Origin of the sequence: Streptomyces armeniacus (genome assembly GCF_003355155.1) — a bacterium.
Classification (GTDB): domain Bacteria; phylum Actinomycetota; class Actinomycetes; order Streptomycetales; family Streptomycetaceae; genus Streptomyces; species Streptomyces armeniacus.
The window spans coordinates 7470301-7484719 of sequence record NZ_CP031320.1; the positions used below are offsets into that span (position 1 = coordinate 7470301).

A 14419-nucleotide genomic window follows, 5' to 3' on the forward strand; every position below is an offset into this window, starting at 1 on the left:
AATGTGTATAAGAGACAGGTTGTGCCCCGCCACTCCGCTGACGCCGCCGCCGCGTACCGCGCCCGCGCCGCACAGCAGCACGTTCGCGTGCCGCGTGGCCACGCCCCAGCGTCCGGCGGCGGGGTCGTCGGCGTACGGGAAGGACAGGTCGCCGTGGAAGATGTGGCCGCCGGGCAGGCGGAGTTCGCGCTCCAGATCGCCCGGCGTCTTGGCCTCGATGCACGGCCTGCCGTCGGCGTCGTGTGCGAGGCAGTCGGCGATGGGCTCCTCGAGGTGCGCGTCGAGCTGCGCGAGCGTGGCCGCCAGCAGCTCGTCGCGGCGTGCGTGCTCGTCGTCCGCGAAGAGACCGGCGGGGGTGAGCAGCCCGAAGAGGGTCATCGTCTGCCAGCCGCGCCCGGCGAGGTCGGAGCCGAGGATGGTCGGGTCGGTCAGCGAGTGGCAGTAGATCTCCGAGGGCGGGGCGGCGGGGAGTTCACCGGCGCGCGCCTGCCGGTACGCGGTGGCCAGCTGCTCGTACCCCTCGGCGACGTGGAACGTGCCCGCGAACGCCTCCCTCGGGTCCACGGCGCGGTCGCGGAGCCGGGGCAGCCGGCGCAGCACCATGTTGACCTTCAGCTGCGAGCCGGCGGCGGGCTCCGGTCCGGGCTCGCCGAGGAGCCCGGCGAGCGTCTCGGGCGAGGCGCCCACGAGCACGTCGCGCGCGGCGACGGTGCCCTCGGCCGTGGCGCCGCTGTAGTGGACGGCCGCGGACGCGCTCCCGTCCGTCTCGATCGCGTGCGCCTGGTGGCCGGTGAGGATCTCGGCGCCGGCGCGGCGCGCGGCGTCCGCGAGCGCGTCGGTGAGCGCGCCCATGCCGCCGACGGGCACGTCCCAGTCGCCGGTGCCGCCGCCGATGACGTGGTAGAGGAGGCAGCGGTTCTGCCGCAGCGACGGGTCGTGCGCCTGCGAGAACGTGCCGATCAGCGCGTCGGTGAGGACGATGCCGCGGACGGTGTCGTCCTCGAAGTGCTCCTCGATCGTCTCCCCGAGGGGCCGCTCGAACAGCGCCTCCCAGGCCGCGTCGTCACCGACGCGCGCGCGGAGCTGCGAGCGGGTCGGCAGGGGCTCGGTGAGGGTCGGGAAGACGCGTACGGCCACCTCCTGCGTCATGGCGTAGAACCGCTGCCACGCCGCGAACTCCCGCTCGGAGCCGGTGAACCGGTCGAACGCCTCCCGCGTACGCGCCGTGCCGCCGCCCGCCAGCAGCCCCGTCGGCTGCCCGCCGCGCACGGCCGGGGTGTACGACGACACGGCGCGCTTCCGTACGGTGAAGCGCAGCCCCAGGTCGTCGAGGATCCGCTGCGGGAGCAGGCTGACGAGGTACGAGTACGCCGACAGCCGGGCGTCCACACCGCGGAACGGGCGGGTCGAGACGGCGGCGCCGCCCGTGTGCGGCCGGCGTTCGAGCACCAGCACGCTGAGCCCGGCTCGGGCGAGATAGGCCGCGGCGACCAGGCCGTTGTGACCGCCGCCGACGATCACGGCGTCATACGAGGGCTGGGCAGGCATGGCTCTTGGTAACACGCTCCGCGGGACCCCCGCCAGCGCACGTACGGCGGCGGCGCGACCCTCGGCGCGCACCTCGGGCGCGTGCGCACCGGGCCGTCAGCATCCCGCCGTACCGCCGCCCTGCCGGCGGCGCAGGGCCTCCACCTGCCGGTACAGCTCGGCGGCCTCGGCGCCGCGGCCCAGCCGGTCCAGGCAGTGCGCCTCGTCGTTGCGGCTGCTGAGGGCGTCCGGGTGGTCGGCGCCGAGCACGCGCTGGCGGGCGTCGGCCACCTGGCGGTACACCGCCAGGGCCTCGGCCCAGCGGTCCAGGCGGCCCAGGGCGACGGCCAGTTCGCGGCGGCTCACGAGGGTGTCGGGGTGGTCGGCGCCGAGCGCCCGTTCGCGGAGCGCGCTCACGTCCCGTGCCTGGGCGAGCGCCTCGTCCCAGCGCCCGAGGCGGCCCAGGTTGACGCCGACCCCGTGCCGGGCGCGGAGCGTCTCCGGGTGGACGGGGCCGTGCGCGCGGGTACGGGCGTCGGCCAGCTCGCGGTAGAGCTCCAGGGCCTCCTCGGAGCGGCCGAGCCGGCCCAGGCTGATGCCGGCCTCGTAGCGGGCGGCGAGCGTGTCGGGGTGGTCCGGCCCGAGGGTGCGGGCGCGGGCGTCGGCGACGTCGAGGTACGTGCGCAGCGCCTCCTCCCACCGGTCGAGCCGCCCCAGCGCGTACGCCACCTCGTACCGGGTGACGAGCGTGTCCTTGTGGACCGGGCCCAGCACCCTGGCGCGCGCCCCGGCGACGTCGCTCGCCATGCGGTACGAGTCCTCCAGCCGCCCGAGCCGGCTCAGGTTGAACGCGAGGTTGTGCCGGCACAGCAGCGTGTCCGGGTGGTCGGCGCCCATGGTGCGCTCCCGTGCGGCGAGCACCTCCGTGTACACCGCGTGCGCCTCCGTGTGGCGGCCGAGCCTGCCCAGCACGTACGCCGACTCCTGCCGCGCGGCGAGCGTCTCGGGGTGGTCGTGCCCGAGCGCGCGTTCCCGTCCGGCGACCACCTGCTCGTACGCGCGTACCGCGTCGGCGTGCCGGCCGAGGCGGCACAGCGCGAACCCGATCTCGTACCGGCTCACCAGGGTGTCCGGGTGGTCGGGGCCGAGCGCGCGCTCGCGTTCGGCGGCGACCGCCCGGTGCGTCTCCTCCGCCTCCGCCCAGCGGCCCAGCCGGCCGAGGCTCAGGCCGGCGCTGTGCCGGTCGGCGAGCAGCGCGAGCTGCTCCGGCGGGGGCGCGGCGGCGCCCGTACGGTGCGCCGCGCCGGCCGGCGCGGCGGGCGCCCCCGTACGGCCTGCTGCGGCGACGGCCGCCGGGCCGGGGGCGACGACGAGCGGCGGCTGCGTCGGCCCGGTCCACTGCCCGGTCAGCCCGGCGACCGCGCCGCCCGGGTGCGGCTCGCTGCGTACCTGCCCGGAGCCGGTGGCCTTCGAGCCCGTGCCGATCCCCTGCGTCCAGTGCGGCATGCGGAACGCGTGGTCCGGCTGCGTCGGCGTCGCCTCCGGCGGGAGGCCGGGCCGCGTGACGCCGGTGAGCTGCCGTACGAGCGCCGCGGCGTCGTCGGGCCGCTCCTCCGGCTGCTTCGCGAGCAGCGCGAGGATGGCCCGGTCCAGCGGCTCGGGGAGGTCGGCGCGGCGGCTGCGGGGCGGCGCGGGCGGGGTGTCGCGGTGGCTCACGAGGACGGCCCAGGCGTCGCCGTTGTCGAACGGCGGCGCGCCGGTGGCGAGTTCGTACAGGACGCAGCCCAGCGAGTACAGGTCGCTGCGGTGGTCGACGTACGCGCCGGCGATCTGCTCCGGGGACATGTAGTGCGGGGTGCCCATGGCGATGCCGCCGCCCGTGAGCCGGGAGGTGAAGCCGATGTCGTGGCCCAGCCGGGCGATGCCGAAGTCGCAGATCTTGACGGAGCCGTCGGCGGTGCGCATCACGTTGGCGGGCTTGAGGTCCCGGTGCACGATGCCCTGGTCGTGGGTGTAGGCGAGCGCGGCGGCGACCTGTCCCGCGATGTCGGTGACCTCGGGGACGGGCAGCGGCTGGTGGCCGTTGGCGTTGAGCAGCTGGCTGAGGTTGTGCCCGTCGAGGAGCTCCATCACGAGGTACAGCACGCCGTCGTGTTCGCCGAAGTCGTGTACGACGGTGACGCCGCGGTGCTGGAGCGAGGCGGCGACGCGGGCCTCGCGGCGGAAGCGCTCGCGCAGCACCGGCATGAAGGACCGGTCGCCGGCCTGGCCCGCGGGCTTGAGGCACTTCACGGCCACGGCCCTGCCGAGCGACTCGTCGCGGGCCCGCCACACTTCGCCCATGCCACCGCGCCCGATGAGCTCCAGCAGCTGGTAACGGCCCTGGATCAGCGCGGTATCCGCCATCGCCGCAGTCGCCCCCGTCGTCGCCCCGGTCCTCCCCCGCCCAGTATGGCGTCCGGGCTGCGGCCTGTGTATGCCGATGTATGCCGAGCGGGCGGCGTACCGGAGTCGGCCGCAAGCTGGAAGTGCACGCGGCGGGTCGTTCCGCCGGACGCCCGTGAACTGCTTGAGTGGTGCCGTCCGTGACGGCGCTGTACTGGGAGGCCCGTGATGAAGCAGCTGATCAACGTTCCGGAGACCGTGGTGGCCGATGCGTTGCGCGGAATGGCCGCCGCGCATCCGGAGCTGACGGTCGACGTGGAGAACCGCGTGGTCGTACGGGGCGACGCGCCCGTACAGGACAAGGTGGCGCTGATCTCCGGCGGCGGCTCCGGCCACGAGCCGCTGCACGGCGGCTTCGTGGGCTACGGGATGCTGGACGCGGCCTGCCCCGGCGAGGTGTTCACCTCGCCCGTGCCGGACCAGATGGTGCGCGCCGCGGCGGCCGTGGACAGCGGCGCGGGCGTGCTGTTCATCGTGAAGAACTACACCGGTGACGTGCTGAACTTCGACATGGCGGCCGACATGGCCGAGGACGAGGGCGTGGCCGTCGCGAAGGTCCTCGTGGAGGACGACGTCGCCGTCACGGACAGCACGTTCACCGCGGGCCGGCGCGGCACGGGCGCCACCCTGTTCGTGGAGAAGATGGCGGGCGCCGCCGCGCAGGAGGGCGCGCCGCTGGAACGCGTGGAGGCGGTCGCCCGCAAAGTCGCCGGATCGGCGCGCAGTTTCGGGGTGGCGCTCAGCGCGTGCACGACACCGGCCAAGGGCAGCCCCACCTTCGATCTGCCGCCCGGCGAACTCGAGCTGGGCATCGGCATCCACGGCGAACCCGGCCGGGAACGCCGCGCCATGATGACCTCCGGCGAGATCGCCGACTTCGCCGTCGACGCCGTCCTCGACGACCTCGCACCGGACGGGCCGGTCCTCGCCCTCGTCAACGGGATGGGCGGGACACCGCTGCTGGAGCTCTACGGCTTCGCCGCCGAGGTGCACCGGGTGCTCGCCGAGCGCGGCGTGGCCGCCACGCGCACCCTCGTCGGCAACTACGTCACCTCACTCGACATGGCCGGCGCCTCGGTGACGCTGTGCCGCGCGGACGAGGAACTGCTGCGGCTGTGGGACGCGCCGGTCCGTACGCCCGGACTGCGCTGGGGGGCGTGACGCGTGCCGGAACGTGAGGCGCTCGCGCCCCGTGCGGACGCTCGTGTGGGCATCGTGCTGGTATCGCACAGCGCCGACGTCGCCGCCTCGGTCGCGCACCTCGCCACGGCCCTCGCGGGCGGTGGCGAGGTGGCGCCCGTCAGGGCGGCAGGCGGCACCCCGGACGGGGGCATCGGCACGAACGCGGACGGCATCACCGAGGCGGCGCGTGCCGCCGACGAGGGCGCGGGCGTGGTGCTGCTGGCCGACCTGGGCAGCGCGGTGCTGACGGTCAAGACGCTGCTGGCCGAGGACGAACTGCCGCCCGGCTCGGAGCTGTTGGACGCACCGTTCGTGGAGGGCGCGGTGGCCGCGCTGGTGACCGCGTCGGCGGGAGCCGACCGGGCGGCGGTCGCGGCGGCGGCCCGCGAGGCGTACGACTACCGCAAGACGTAACTCCGCCCCGGCCGCCCCTGGCCCGTCCGGCGCCCGGTCCACAACCGCCACCACCCCAAGCCCGTCCGGCGCTTGAGGACGGCCCTCAGCCCACTACCGGGCGGCACCCACCGACGGGCGCTCACCGCCTCGTACCCGGACGCGGCCCGGAAGGGGCCCAGGTTCGTCCTCAATCGCCGGACGGGCTGTACTGGGCAAAGGCCGCTCTCACCTGCGGCCGACCCCCATTGGGGGTGCCGGACGGGCTGGATTGGGCCGGCGAGGGGCGCCGTCAGGCAGCGGGCGGGGCGGGGTGTTCGAACCACGCCGGTCCGTCCCCCGCCGCCTGCTTGATCCGCATCAGCGCGAACTCCTCCAGCGGCGGCAGCGCGTCCCGCTCGAACCAGCCGACCTCCAGCGACTCGTCGTCGTTCACCTGCGCCTCGCCGCCGACGGCCCGGCAGCGGAACGCGATGTCCATGAACTGGCACCGGTCGCCGTTCGGGTACTCCACCGGTTCCATGCCCTGGACGAGGATCACCCGCTCCGGCACGCACCGCACCGCCGTCTCCTCGTACACCTCGCGCACCGCCGTGGCGGCGGGCTGCTCGCCCGGCTCGGCGATGCCTCCGATGATCGACCAGCCTCCGGTGTCGGCCCGGCGGGCCAGCAGCACGCGGTCCTCGTCGTCCAGTACGACCGCGCTGACGCCGGGGAGGAAGAGCAGCTGCCGTCCCGCGGTGACGCGCAGTTCGCGGATGAAGTCGGGAGTAGCCATGCGCTCGACTCTACGTGCTGCGGGCGGACGTTCCGTGGCCACTCCGGGCGCTCCGGTCCCGCCCGAGACCTGCACACTCCGTACGTTCAGCCGTTACGGTGGGCAGCCTGAGTCACGGCCGCTTCCCGCAACCCCACACGGTGGCGCGGCGCCCACAGGCCCGGGGGGGGTCGTACGGCTTATGGCGTCACCCGTACTGGAGCAGCCCGCAGCCGCCGCACGCGGCGGGAACGCGTCCGACATCGCCGGCACCCTCGTCCTGGGCAGCTGCGCCGCCTGGGCGCTGATCACCGCCGCGGGCCGCGACTCCCGTCCCGAAGGGGTGCTGCTCGCGGTGCTCGCGGTCGCCGCGGGCTACGCGTGCGGGCGCGTCACCGGCGCCCTGCTGCCCGTGGCCGCGCCCGCGCTGGCCGCGCTGGGCTGCGTCGCGCTGGCGCTGGCGTCGCCCCGCGTGGTGCCGGGGGCGATGGCCGCCGCGACCGGCGCGGAGCCCGCCGGGCGGAACGGCGCCACCGCCGCGCTGCTCATCCTCGCGGCCGGCGCGGCCTGCTGCGCCGCGGCGGCGGCGCGCTCCCGGCGCGTACGGCCGGCGCTGCGGCTGCTCGCGGTGTGCGTGGTGGCGGTGGCGCTGGCGTACGGGCCGCCGGCGGCGTTCGCGGCGGCGCTCGGCGTGCTGCTGGCGTCGCTCGGCGCGGAACGCATGCGGCGCCGCCTGCTCGGTCTGGCCGGGCTGGCCCTGCTGACCGCTTCGGTGACGGGCGGCGTCTGGGCGGTGGCCGGCGACCGTGCGCCGGACGGGCTGACGGCGGCCGTCGAGGGGCAGGTGACCGAGCAGCGTAAGGCGCTGTGGGCGGACGCGGTGGACGCCGTGCGGGAGCGTCCGCTGATGGGCTACGGCCCGGACACGTTCGGCGATCTGGGCGATCCGGCGCAGCGGACGGCCGTGTCGGACGGGAAGCCGCACTCGGCGCTGCTGCAGGTCACCTCGGAGCAGGGGGTGCCGGGCGGTGTGCTGCTGGCGGCGGCGTTCGGCTGGCTGCTGCTGGCCCTGTGGGCGTCGCCGTGCGGCACGCCGGTGGTGCTCACCGCGGGCGCGGCGCTGACCGCGGTGGCCGTGCTGGCGTGCGTGTCCAACGCGCTGAGCTTCACGGCGGTGACGACTGGTGCCGGTGCGCTCGCGGGGATCGCGACGGCGCGCAGGCTGTCGTAGGGCTGAGCGTTCCCGTGTGCCGCGGGCGGTGGCGGGGCCGCGTCAGGCTTCCGCGGTGTGCCCGCCGCCGAGCGGCGGACCGTTGCGTCCGGAGCGGTGCAGCCGCTGCCGGATCACGTCGACGGCCGCCTCCGCGTCGTCCACCGTCACGGTGAACACGCGGCCGTCGCCCAGCGTGAGCACAAGGCCCTCGCCGCGCCGTACGACCACGGCCGTGCCCTGCTCCGGCCGCCAGCGGTAGCCCCAGCCGCCCCACTTCCGCGGCGTGACCTCGGGCGCGTGATCGGCCTCGACCACGTCCGCCAGCCGGATGCGCCGCCGGGGCAGTCCGGCGTGCCCGCAGCGCACCTCGAGCGCCTCGTGGTCGACGCGGACGCGCACGGTGACGAACGCCAGGGTGCCGAACAGCATCAGCAGTCCTGCCGCCACGCAGCCGATGACGGACATCAGCAGTGGTACGACGTTGTGGGTCCAGGCGGTGGTCACGGCGAGGACTATGCCCAGTGCCAGGCAGCCGGCGCCGAGGGTGGCCAGGGGCCACTGGAGGCGGTTGCGCGCGTGGCCCGTCCAGAGGGCGGGCTGCCGTGTGCCGGCGGGGGCGGTCTCCGCACACGCCCCCTGGGGACGGGGGTGGTCGCTCATGTGCCGCAGCCTACGCCCGAACGTGTGCCGCCACCCAGGGTGTCGCCCGTCCGGGTGACGCATCACACCGCGCCGCGTGGCGTGGTGCCTGGTCAGGGCGTTGCGGGGACGCCGGCGAGCAGCCGGCCCTCGGCGTAGCCGAGCGCGGCCGGGGGCAGCTCGGCGGGGGCGCCGCCGAGCAGCACGGTGAGGCCGCCGGCGGCCTCGGCGTCGGGGGCGGGCCGTACGCCCGCGCGGCGCAGCGCCTGGGCGGCGACGGCCGCGGCCGAGCCGCGCAGGTCGGCGGGTGGCGCCGCGGACGGGGCGGTGGCGGCGCGGATGCGGGTGGCGACCAGCTCGTAGTGTGTGCAGCCGAGCACGACGGTCTGTACGTCCCTCGGTGTGAGGAGCGCGGCGGCGCTGATGGCGGCGTCGATGGCGGGTTCGTCGCCGGTCTCGACGGCGTCGGCGAGGCCGTGGCAGGGCACCTCGGTGATCCGGGCGCCGTTCCCGAACTCCTCGATGAGGCGGCGCTGGTACGGGCTGCCGGTCGTGGCCGGGGTCGCCCAGACGGCGACCGGTCCGCCCTCGGCCGCGGCTGGCTTCACCGCGGGCACCGTACCGACCACCGGCAGGCCCGGCTCCAGCTCGGCGCGGAGCGCCGGCAGCGCGTGCACCGAGGCGGTGTTGCAGGCGACGATCAGCGCGTCCGGCTCGTACGCGGCGGCGGCGCGCGCGCAGGCCAGCGCGCGTTCGGCGATGTCCGCGGACGTACGCGGCCCCCAGGGCATGCTGCCGGGGTCGGAGGAGAGTACGAGGTCGGCGTCCGGCCGCAGCCGGCGTACGGCGGCGGCCGCGGCGAGCAGCCCGAGGCCGGAGTCCAGGAGCGCGATTCTCACGGGCACAGCGTACGGTGCGGCCGCCTGGCGCGGCCCGCCGGTCCCGCGCCGACCGCGCCGCGCGGGCGTACGGCGCGCCGGAACGGAGCCGTGCACCGCACGGCTGCCGCGCGGGGCGCGGGTTCTCCGGCAGACTGCGCCGGGTGAGCGTGCTGACCTGGATGGCCGTGGCCGCACTCGGCACATGGGCCTGGCTGCTGCTGTGCCAGGGGTTCTTCTGGCGTACGGACGTCCGCCTGCCGCACCGTACGGCGCCGGACCGCGCGGCGTCCCGCGGCGGGCGGCCGGGACGTGCGGAGCCGGAGCGGTGGCCGCCGGTCGCCGTCGTGGTCCCCGCGCGGGACGAGGCCGGGGTGCTGCCGCGGAGCCTGCCGTCGCTGCTGGCGCAGAAGTACCCGGGCCGCGCCGAGGTGTTCCTCGTCGACGACGGCAGCACCGACGGCACCGGCGCCCTCGCCCGCGCGCTCGCCGACGGACACCCCGGAGGGCTGCCCCTGACGGTGGACTCCCCCGGCGAACCGGAACCGGGCTGGACCGGCAAGCTGTGGGCCGTACGGCACGGGATGGCGCTGGCCCGCGACCGTACGGACGCCGAGTACCTGCTGCTGACGGACGCGGACATCGCGCACGACCCGGACTCGCTGCGCGACCTCGTGTCCGCCGCGCGTACGGGCGGCCTGGAACTCGTGTCGCAGATGGCGCGGCTGCGCGTGGCGAGCGGCTGGGAGCGGCTGCTCGTGCCCGCGTTCGTGTACTTCTTCGGGCAGCTCTTTCCGTTCCGCCGGGTCAACCGGCCGTCCGCCCGTACGGCCGCCGCCGCGGGCGGCTGCATGCTGCTGCGTACGGACGCGGCCGTACGCGAGCGGCTGCCGGACAGCATCCGGCAGGCGGTGATCGACGACGTGACGCTGGCGCGCGCGGTGAAGCGCGGCGGCAGCGGCCGGATCTGGCTGGGGCTCGCCGACGGCGTGGCCAGCGTGCGCCCGTACGACGGGCTGCGCGAGCTGTGGCGGATGGTGGCGCGCAGCGCGTACGCCCAGCTGCGGCACAGCCCGGCGGTCCTGATCGGTACGGTCGCGGGCCTGGTGCTGGTCTATCTCGTGCCGCCGGCCACCGCGCTGGCCGGGGCCGCGACGGGGAACTGGGCCGCGGCGGCCGCCGGCGGCGCGGCGTGGGCGGTGATGACGGCGACGTACGTGCCGATGCTGCGCTACTACCGGCAGCCGCCGTGGCTCGCGCTCACACTGCCGCTGACGGCCGCGCTCTACCTGCTGATGACGGTCGACTCCGCCGTGCAGCACCACCGGGGGCGCGGTGCGGCCTGGAAGGGCCGCACCTACCCCTGATCCTCCTGCCGGCCTGCCCGAATCAGCCGGCCTGCGCGGTCACTTGCGGCCGGGCGTCCACTGCATGCCCCAGCCGTACGCGTAGTCGACGGTCCGCTGCGGGCTGACGCCCCGGTCCGGCACCAGGTAGCGGGCCTCGCGCTGGACGTGAAGCTCGCCGCCCTGGTTGGTGAGCAGGGCGAGCGCGCAGACCGTCGAGGGGACGGTGCACTCGTCGAGGTGGAAGTCGACGGGCGCGCCGTGCTGCGGCTGCAGCGTGACGGTGGCGTTGAGGTTGGCGAAGCTGCGCGCGCCCTCGTACACGGTGACGAACAGCAGGATGCGCCGCAGGTCCTTCACGTGGTCGAGGTTGACGGTGAGGTTCTCGCCGGACTCGACGGCGCCGGTGCGGTCGTCTCCGTCGAGGTGGATGTACGGCGGCTGGTGCAGCGCGCCGAAGGCGTTGCCGAGCGCCTGGACGACTCCCTTGCGGCCGTCGGCGAGTTCGTACAGCGCGCACAGGTCGAGGTCGAGGTCGGAGTGCATGGCCATGGCGCGGCCCAGCTTGCGGCCCCAGCCCGAGAACTGCTTGTGCACCTGCCAGTTGAGGTTGACGCGCAGCATGCCCGAGGTGCCGCCCTGCTTGCTGAGCGACACGGACGGCGCCGACTTCGTCAGCGTGACCTTGCTCAGCTGTACGGGTCCGCCGCCGGTCTGCGGGGCGGGTGCGGGTGCCTGGGGCGCCTGCGGGGCGGGTGCGGGCGGCGGCCGGTACGGCGCGGGACGCGTGCGCCGCGTGTGCGCTGGCCGCGGCGCTTGCGACCGTGACGGAGCCCGAGGAGGGGCTGGGCCGGCTCGACGCGGTGGGCGGCGACGGCGATCACGGCCAGGGCATGGTGCGCGGCCTGCGCGGCGCCCGCGCCGCGGCCCGCGCGGAGGAGGCGGCACGTACGGGGGCGGGTTCCCGTACGGAAGCGGGCGTGCGTACGGAAGCGGGCGCGCGTACGCGCGCAGGGGCACGCACGGAAGCGGGGGCACGCACGGAATCGTTGGCGCGGTGCTTTTTTTTTTTTTCAAGCGAGATGTGTATAGGAGACCGGGGCACCCCAAGCCGTCGGAGCCACGGAGCCATACGCCCGGAATGACCCATTCGCCGCATCGCACACCCCTTACACTCGCACAGAGCGCCCCAGACCTCGGCTGCGAAATGATCAGCTCCGCCCCGAGGAGGCACTTGGTGCACGAGGCACAGGAAACCACTCTCCCCGCCCCGGCCGCGCCCGACGTTCCCGCGCAGGCCGCCCGACACGCCGCGCTCACCAAGCAGGTCACCGCGGCGGGCCTGATGCGCCGCCGTACGGGCTACTACATCGCCCGCATCGCCCTGGTGAGCGTCCTCTACGCCGCGGGCTGGACCGCCTTCGTCCTCGTCGGCGACAGCTGGTGGAACCTCGCCGTCGCCGCGTATCTGGCCGCCGTCTTCGGCCAAGTGGCGCTGGTGGCGCACGACGTGGGGCACCGTCAGGTGTTCCGGCTTCGCCGCGCGAGCGAGCGCTGCGGGCGGCTCGCCGGGAACCTCGGCATCGGCATGGGCTACGGCTGGTGGCAGGACAAGCACTCGCGCCACCACGCCAACCCCAACCACGAGGAGCTGGACCCGGACGTCAACCCCGACCTGCTCGTCTGGTCCGAGGACCAGGCGCGCGCGGCGAAAGGGCTGCCGCGGCTGCTGGGCCGTTCGCAGGCGTTCCTGTTCTTCCCGCTGCTCACGCTGGAGGGCTTCAACCTGCACGTCGCGGGGATCAGGGCGCTGTGGAGCCGGTCGCTGAAGCGGCGCGGCACGGAGGGGGCGCTGCTGTTCGCGCACTTCGCCCTCTATCTCGGGGCGCTGTTCCTGGTGCTGCCGCCCGGCATGGCGGTGGCGTTCCTGGTCGTCCACCAGTGCCTGTTCGGCGTCTATCTGGGCTCGATCTTCGCGCCCAACCACAAGGGCATGCCGACGCTGAAGGGCGACGACCGCCCGGACTTCCTGCGCCGTCAGGTGCTGACCTCCCGCAACGTACGAGGCGGCCGCTTCACGGACATCGCCCTCGGCGGTCTCAACTACCAGATCGAGCACCACCTCTTCCCCAGCATGCCGAGCCCGCAGCTGCGCGAGGCGCAGCCGCTCGTACGGCAGTTCTGTGCGGAGCGGGGTGTGGAGTATCTCGAGACCGGGCTGATCACGTCGTACCGGCAGGCGCTCAAGAGCCTGCACGACGCCGGCCGGCCCATCCGCCGGGAGCCGCGGCCCGCCGGATGACCCCCCTGGCTGACGCCCGTGCCGTACGCGTACTCGGGCTGGTCACGCGGGAGGCCGAGCGCCGTGGCCGTACGGCTGACATACGGGACGTCTGCGCCGCCGCCGTCGCCGCGCTGCCGGTGGCGGGCGCGGCGCTGTCCGCGTCGTCCGGTCCCGCTGTACGGCATGTGCTGCACACGACGGACCGGGTGAGCGGGGAGCTGGCGGAGCTCCAGCTCACGCTGGGCGAAGGGCCGTGTACGGACGCGCTCGCCGGCGGCGCCCCCGTACTGTCCGCCGACCTGTCCGCGGCCGCCGCGCGCGGCAGGTGGCCCGCGTTCGCCCCGGCGGCCCGTGCGGCGGGGGCCGCCGCGCTGTTCGCGCTCCCGCTGCGGGGCCGGGCGCCGTACGGGCGGTGGCAGCGGCCGGGGGTGCTGGACCTGTACGCGCCGAACCCCGGAACGCTCTGTGGCGACGCGCTCGCGGACGCGCAGGCGTTCGCGGAGACCGCGGCGCTGCTGATGCTGCTCGGTTCGCCCGGCGTGGTCACCGTGCAGGGCACCGGGCCGGGCACGATGGAGGAGGTGCTGGGCTTCGACGCGTACCGCGCGGAGATCGACCAGGCCGTCGGCATGCTCACGGTGCAGCTCGGCACGGGCGTCGAGGACGCGTCCGTACGGCTGCGCGGGTACGCGTACGCGCACTCCCGCCGCCTCTCCGACGTGGCCCTCGACGTGGTGTCGCGGCGGCTGCGGTTCCGGGCGGACGGTTCCGCTTCCGTGCGGGACGGGGCGGCCGGGGGGAGCATCGGAGGGTCCGCCGGAGGAAATGCCGAGGGAGAGCAGAAGCGGAAGGACTGAGGCGTACGCCAAGGTGACCACCATGCACGAACGACGACTCGCCACGGTCTTCGTCGAACTGGCCGACAACCTGGTGGCCGACTTCGACCTCATCGACTTCCTGTGGCTGCTGACCGACCGCAGCGTACGCACCCTCGACATCGCCGCGGCCGGCCTCCTGCTGGCCGATACGGACGGGCAGTTGCGCGTGATGGCCGCCTCCAGCGACGAGGCACGGCTGATGGAGCTGCTCCAGTTGCAGCACGACAGCGGGCCGTGCCTGACCTGCTACCGCACCGCGGCGCCCGTGGTGGTGCCCGACCTCGCGATGGAGGCGCACCGCTGGCCGCGGTTCGCGGAGGAGGCACGACGGCGGGGCTACACCGGCGTACAGGCCGTGCCCATGCGGCTGCGGGACGAGGTGATCGGCGCCCTCAACCTCTTCCACACCGCGGCGAAGCCCTTCGCCCCCGACATCACCCCGCTCGCGCAGGCGCTGGCGGACGTCGCCACCATCAGCGTGCTCCAGCAGCGCGGCGCAGCCCGGCGCGAGCTGCTCAACGAGCAGCTGGAGAACGCCCTCCAGACGCGCGTCGTGATCGAGCAGGCCAAGGGCAAGCTGGCGGAACGCCTGGACGTGGGCATGGAGGAGGCGTTCACGCTGCTGCGGGCTTACGCGCGCTCCCACAACCGCAGGCTGAGCGAGCTGGCGGCGGCGTTCGTCGAGGGTACGGAGGCGCTGGCGGACCTGCGTTCCGGGGCGCAGCCGCCGCCCGCGTAGTCACCTGGCGGCTCAACAGTCTTGGCCGCGGCGGGTGCCCGGGTGTTCGGGGTTCCGCGTTCCCGTCGGGAGTCCACAACGGCCCGGCGGGCCGGTTTGTCGCCGGGCGCCGGTGCGTACGGGCGGGCCGGCGCTGGA

The 14419-nt window shown here is 75.1% G+C and carries 13 protein-coding genes and 1 pseudogene; 8 read left to right on the forward strand and 6 right to left on the reverse strand.

What is annotated here, in order from left to right; translation table 11 throughout:
* Both DVA86_RS32445 and DVA86_RS32450 read right to left on the reverse strand, forming a co-directional pair.
* A partial coding sequence (locus DVA86_RS32445) for a phytoene desaturase family protein (RefSeq protein WP_208883663.1) occupies positions 1-1548 on the reverse strand: 1548 nt, incomplete at its 3' end.
* Between the two features lie 96 nt (positions 1549-1644).
* A complete protein-coding gene (locus DVA86_RS32450) occupies positions 1645-3933 on the reverse strand; it encodes a serine/threonine-protein kinase (RefSeq protein ID WP_208883665.1) in 2289 nt (762 codons plus the stop codon).
* A gap of 207 nt (positions 3934-4140) precedes the next feature.
* On the opposite strand from DVA86_RS32450, the gene dhaK reads away from it, so the two are divergent.
* Both dhaK and DVA86_RS32460 read left to right on the forward strand, forming a co-directional pair.
* Complete coding sequence (gene dhaK / locus DVA86_RS32455) at positions 4141-5133, forward strand: dihydroxyacetone kinase subunit DhaK (protein ID WP_208883666.1); 993 nt, start codon at positions 4141-4143, stop codon at positions 5131-5133.
* Positions 5134-5136: 3 nt separating this feature from the next.
* Positions 5137-5568: a PTS-dependent dihydroxyacetone kinase phosphotransferase subunit DhaM gene (locus DVA86_RS32460; RefSeq protein ID WP_208883667.1), complete on the forward strand. Its 432-nt coding sequence runs from the start codon at positions 5137-5139 to the stop codon at positions 5566-5568.
* Positions 5569-5839: 271 nt separating this feature from the next.
* On the opposite strand, the gene DVA86_RS32465 is transcribed toward DVA86_RS32460, so the two are convergent.
* Positions 5840-6325: an NUDIX hydrolase gene (locus tag DVA86_RS32465; protein ID WP_208883668.1), complete on the reverse strand. Its 486-nt coding sequence runs from the start codon at positions 6323-6325 to the stop codon at positions 5840-5842.
* A 181-nt stretch (positions 6326-6506) separates the two neighbouring features.
* Here DVA86_RS32465 and DVA86_RS32470 point away from each other — a divergent pair, with 181 nt between their 5' ends.
* A complete protein-coding gene (locus DVA86_RS32470; protein WP_208883669.1) occupies positions 6507-7535 on the forward strand; it encodes an O-antigen ligase family protein in 1029 nt (342 codons plus the stop codon).
* A gap of 42 nt (positions 7536-7577) precedes the next feature.
* On the opposite strand, the gene DVA86_RS32475 is transcribed toward DVA86_RS32470, so the two are convergent.
* Both DVA86_RS32475 and DVA86_RS32480 read right to left on the reverse strand, forming a co-directional pair.
* Positions 7578-8177, reverse strand: coding sequence for a DUF3093 family protein (locus DVA86_RS32475; protein WP_208883670.1), 600 nt, complete (start codon positions 8175-8177; stop codon positions 7578-7580).
* 92 nt (positions 8178-8269) lie between these two features.
* The gene (locus DVA86_RS32480) at positions 8270-9055 is read right to left on the reverse strand and encodes a glutamate racemase (RefSeq protein ID WP_245997431.1); all 786 of its coding nucleotides are present in this window, start codon (positions 9053-9055) and stop codon (positions 8270-8272) included.
* 161 nt (positions 9056-9216) lie between these two features.
* On the opposite strand from DVA86_RS32480, the gene DVA86_RS32485 reads away from it, so the two are divergent.
* On the forward strand, positions 9217-10401 hold the full coding sequence (locus DVA86_RS32485) for a glycosyltransferase (protein WP_208885470.1): 1185 nt from the start codon (positions 9217-9219) through the stop codon (positions 10399-10401).
* A gap of 39 nt (positions 10402-10440) precedes the next feature.
* Here the strand turns inward: DVA86_RS32485 and DVA86_RS32490 are convergent.
* Positions 10441-11235, reverse strand: a pseudogene (locus DVA86_RS32490) (TerD family protein); the annotation flags it as partial.
* Here DVA86_RS32490 and DVA86_RS32495 point away from each other — a divergent pair.
* The 4 genes from DVA86_RS32495 (at position 11205) to DVA86_RS32510 (ending at position 14281) form a co-directional block, all read left to right on the forward strand.
* The gene (locus DVA86_RS32495; RefSeq protein ID WP_208885642.1) at positions 11205-11525 is read left to right on the forward strand and encodes a hypothetical protein; all 321 of its coding nucleotides are present in this window, start codon (positions 11205-11207) and stop codon (positions 11523-11525) included. The pseudogene DVA86_RS32490 and the gene DVA86_RS32495 overlap by 31 nt on opposite strands.
* Before the next feature lie 92 nt (positions 11526-11617).
* Positions 11618-12682 carry a fatty acid desaturase family protein gene (locus DVA86_RS32500; protein ID WP_245997432.1) on the forward strand — a complete coding sequence of 355 codons (1065 nt, stop codon included), beginning with the start codon at positions 11618-11620 and terminating at the stop codon, positions 12680-12682.
* On the forward strand, positions 12679-13521 hold the full coding sequence (locus tag DVA86_RS32505) for an ANTAR domain-containing protein (protein ID WP_208883674.1): 843 nt from the start codon (positions 12679-12681) through the stop codon (positions 13519-13521). Before DVA86_RS32500 ends, DVA86_RS32505 begins: the two co-directional genes overlap by 4 nt.
* 22 nt (positions 13522-13543) lie before the next feature.
* Entirely contained in the window at positions 13544-14281 is a 738-nt protein-coding gene (locus DVA86_RS32510; RefSeq protein ID WP_208883675.1) for a GAF and ANTAR domain-containing protein, read from the forward strand.
* Positions 14282-14419 lie beyond the last annotated feature (138 nt).

What these genes read in the sequence shown, in the direction of transcription:
- dhaK (WP_208883666.1), top strand. Translation starts at nt 4,141, where the DNA reads ATGAAGCAGCTGATCAACGTTCCGGAGACCGTGGTGGCCGATGCGTTG.
- DVA86_RS32510 (WP_208883675.1), top strand. Translation starts at nt 13,544, where the DNA reads ATGCACGAACGACGACTCGCCACGGTCTTCGTCGAACTGGCCGACAAC.
- DVA86_RS32450 (WP_208883665.1), bottom strand. Translation starts at nt 3,933, where the DNA reads ATGGCGGATACCGCGCTGATCCAGGGCCGTTACCAGCTGCTGGAGCTC.
- DVA86_RS32475 (WP_208883670.1), bottom strand. Translation starts at nt 8,177, where the DNA reads ATGAGCGACCACCCCCGTCCCCAGGGGGCGTGTGCGGAGACCGCCCCC.
- DVA86_RS32505 (WP_208883674.1), top strand. Translation starts at nt 12,679, where the DNA reads ATGACCCCCCTGGCTGACGCCCGTGCCGTACGCGTACTCGGGCTGGTC.
- DVA86_RS32470 (WP_208883669.1), top strand. Translation starts at nt 6,507, where the DNA reads ATGGCGTCACCCGTACTGGAGCAGCCCGCAGCCGCCGCACGCGGCGGG.
- DVA86_RS32485 (WP_208885470.1), top strand. Translation starts at nt 9,217, where the DNA reads ATGGCCGTGGCCGCACTCGGCACATGGGCCTGGCTGCTGCTGTGCCAG.
- DVA86_RS32465 (WP_208883668.1), bottom strand. Translation starts at nt 6,325, where the DNA reads ATGGCTACTCCCGACTTCATCCGCGAACTGCGCGTCACCGCGGGACGG.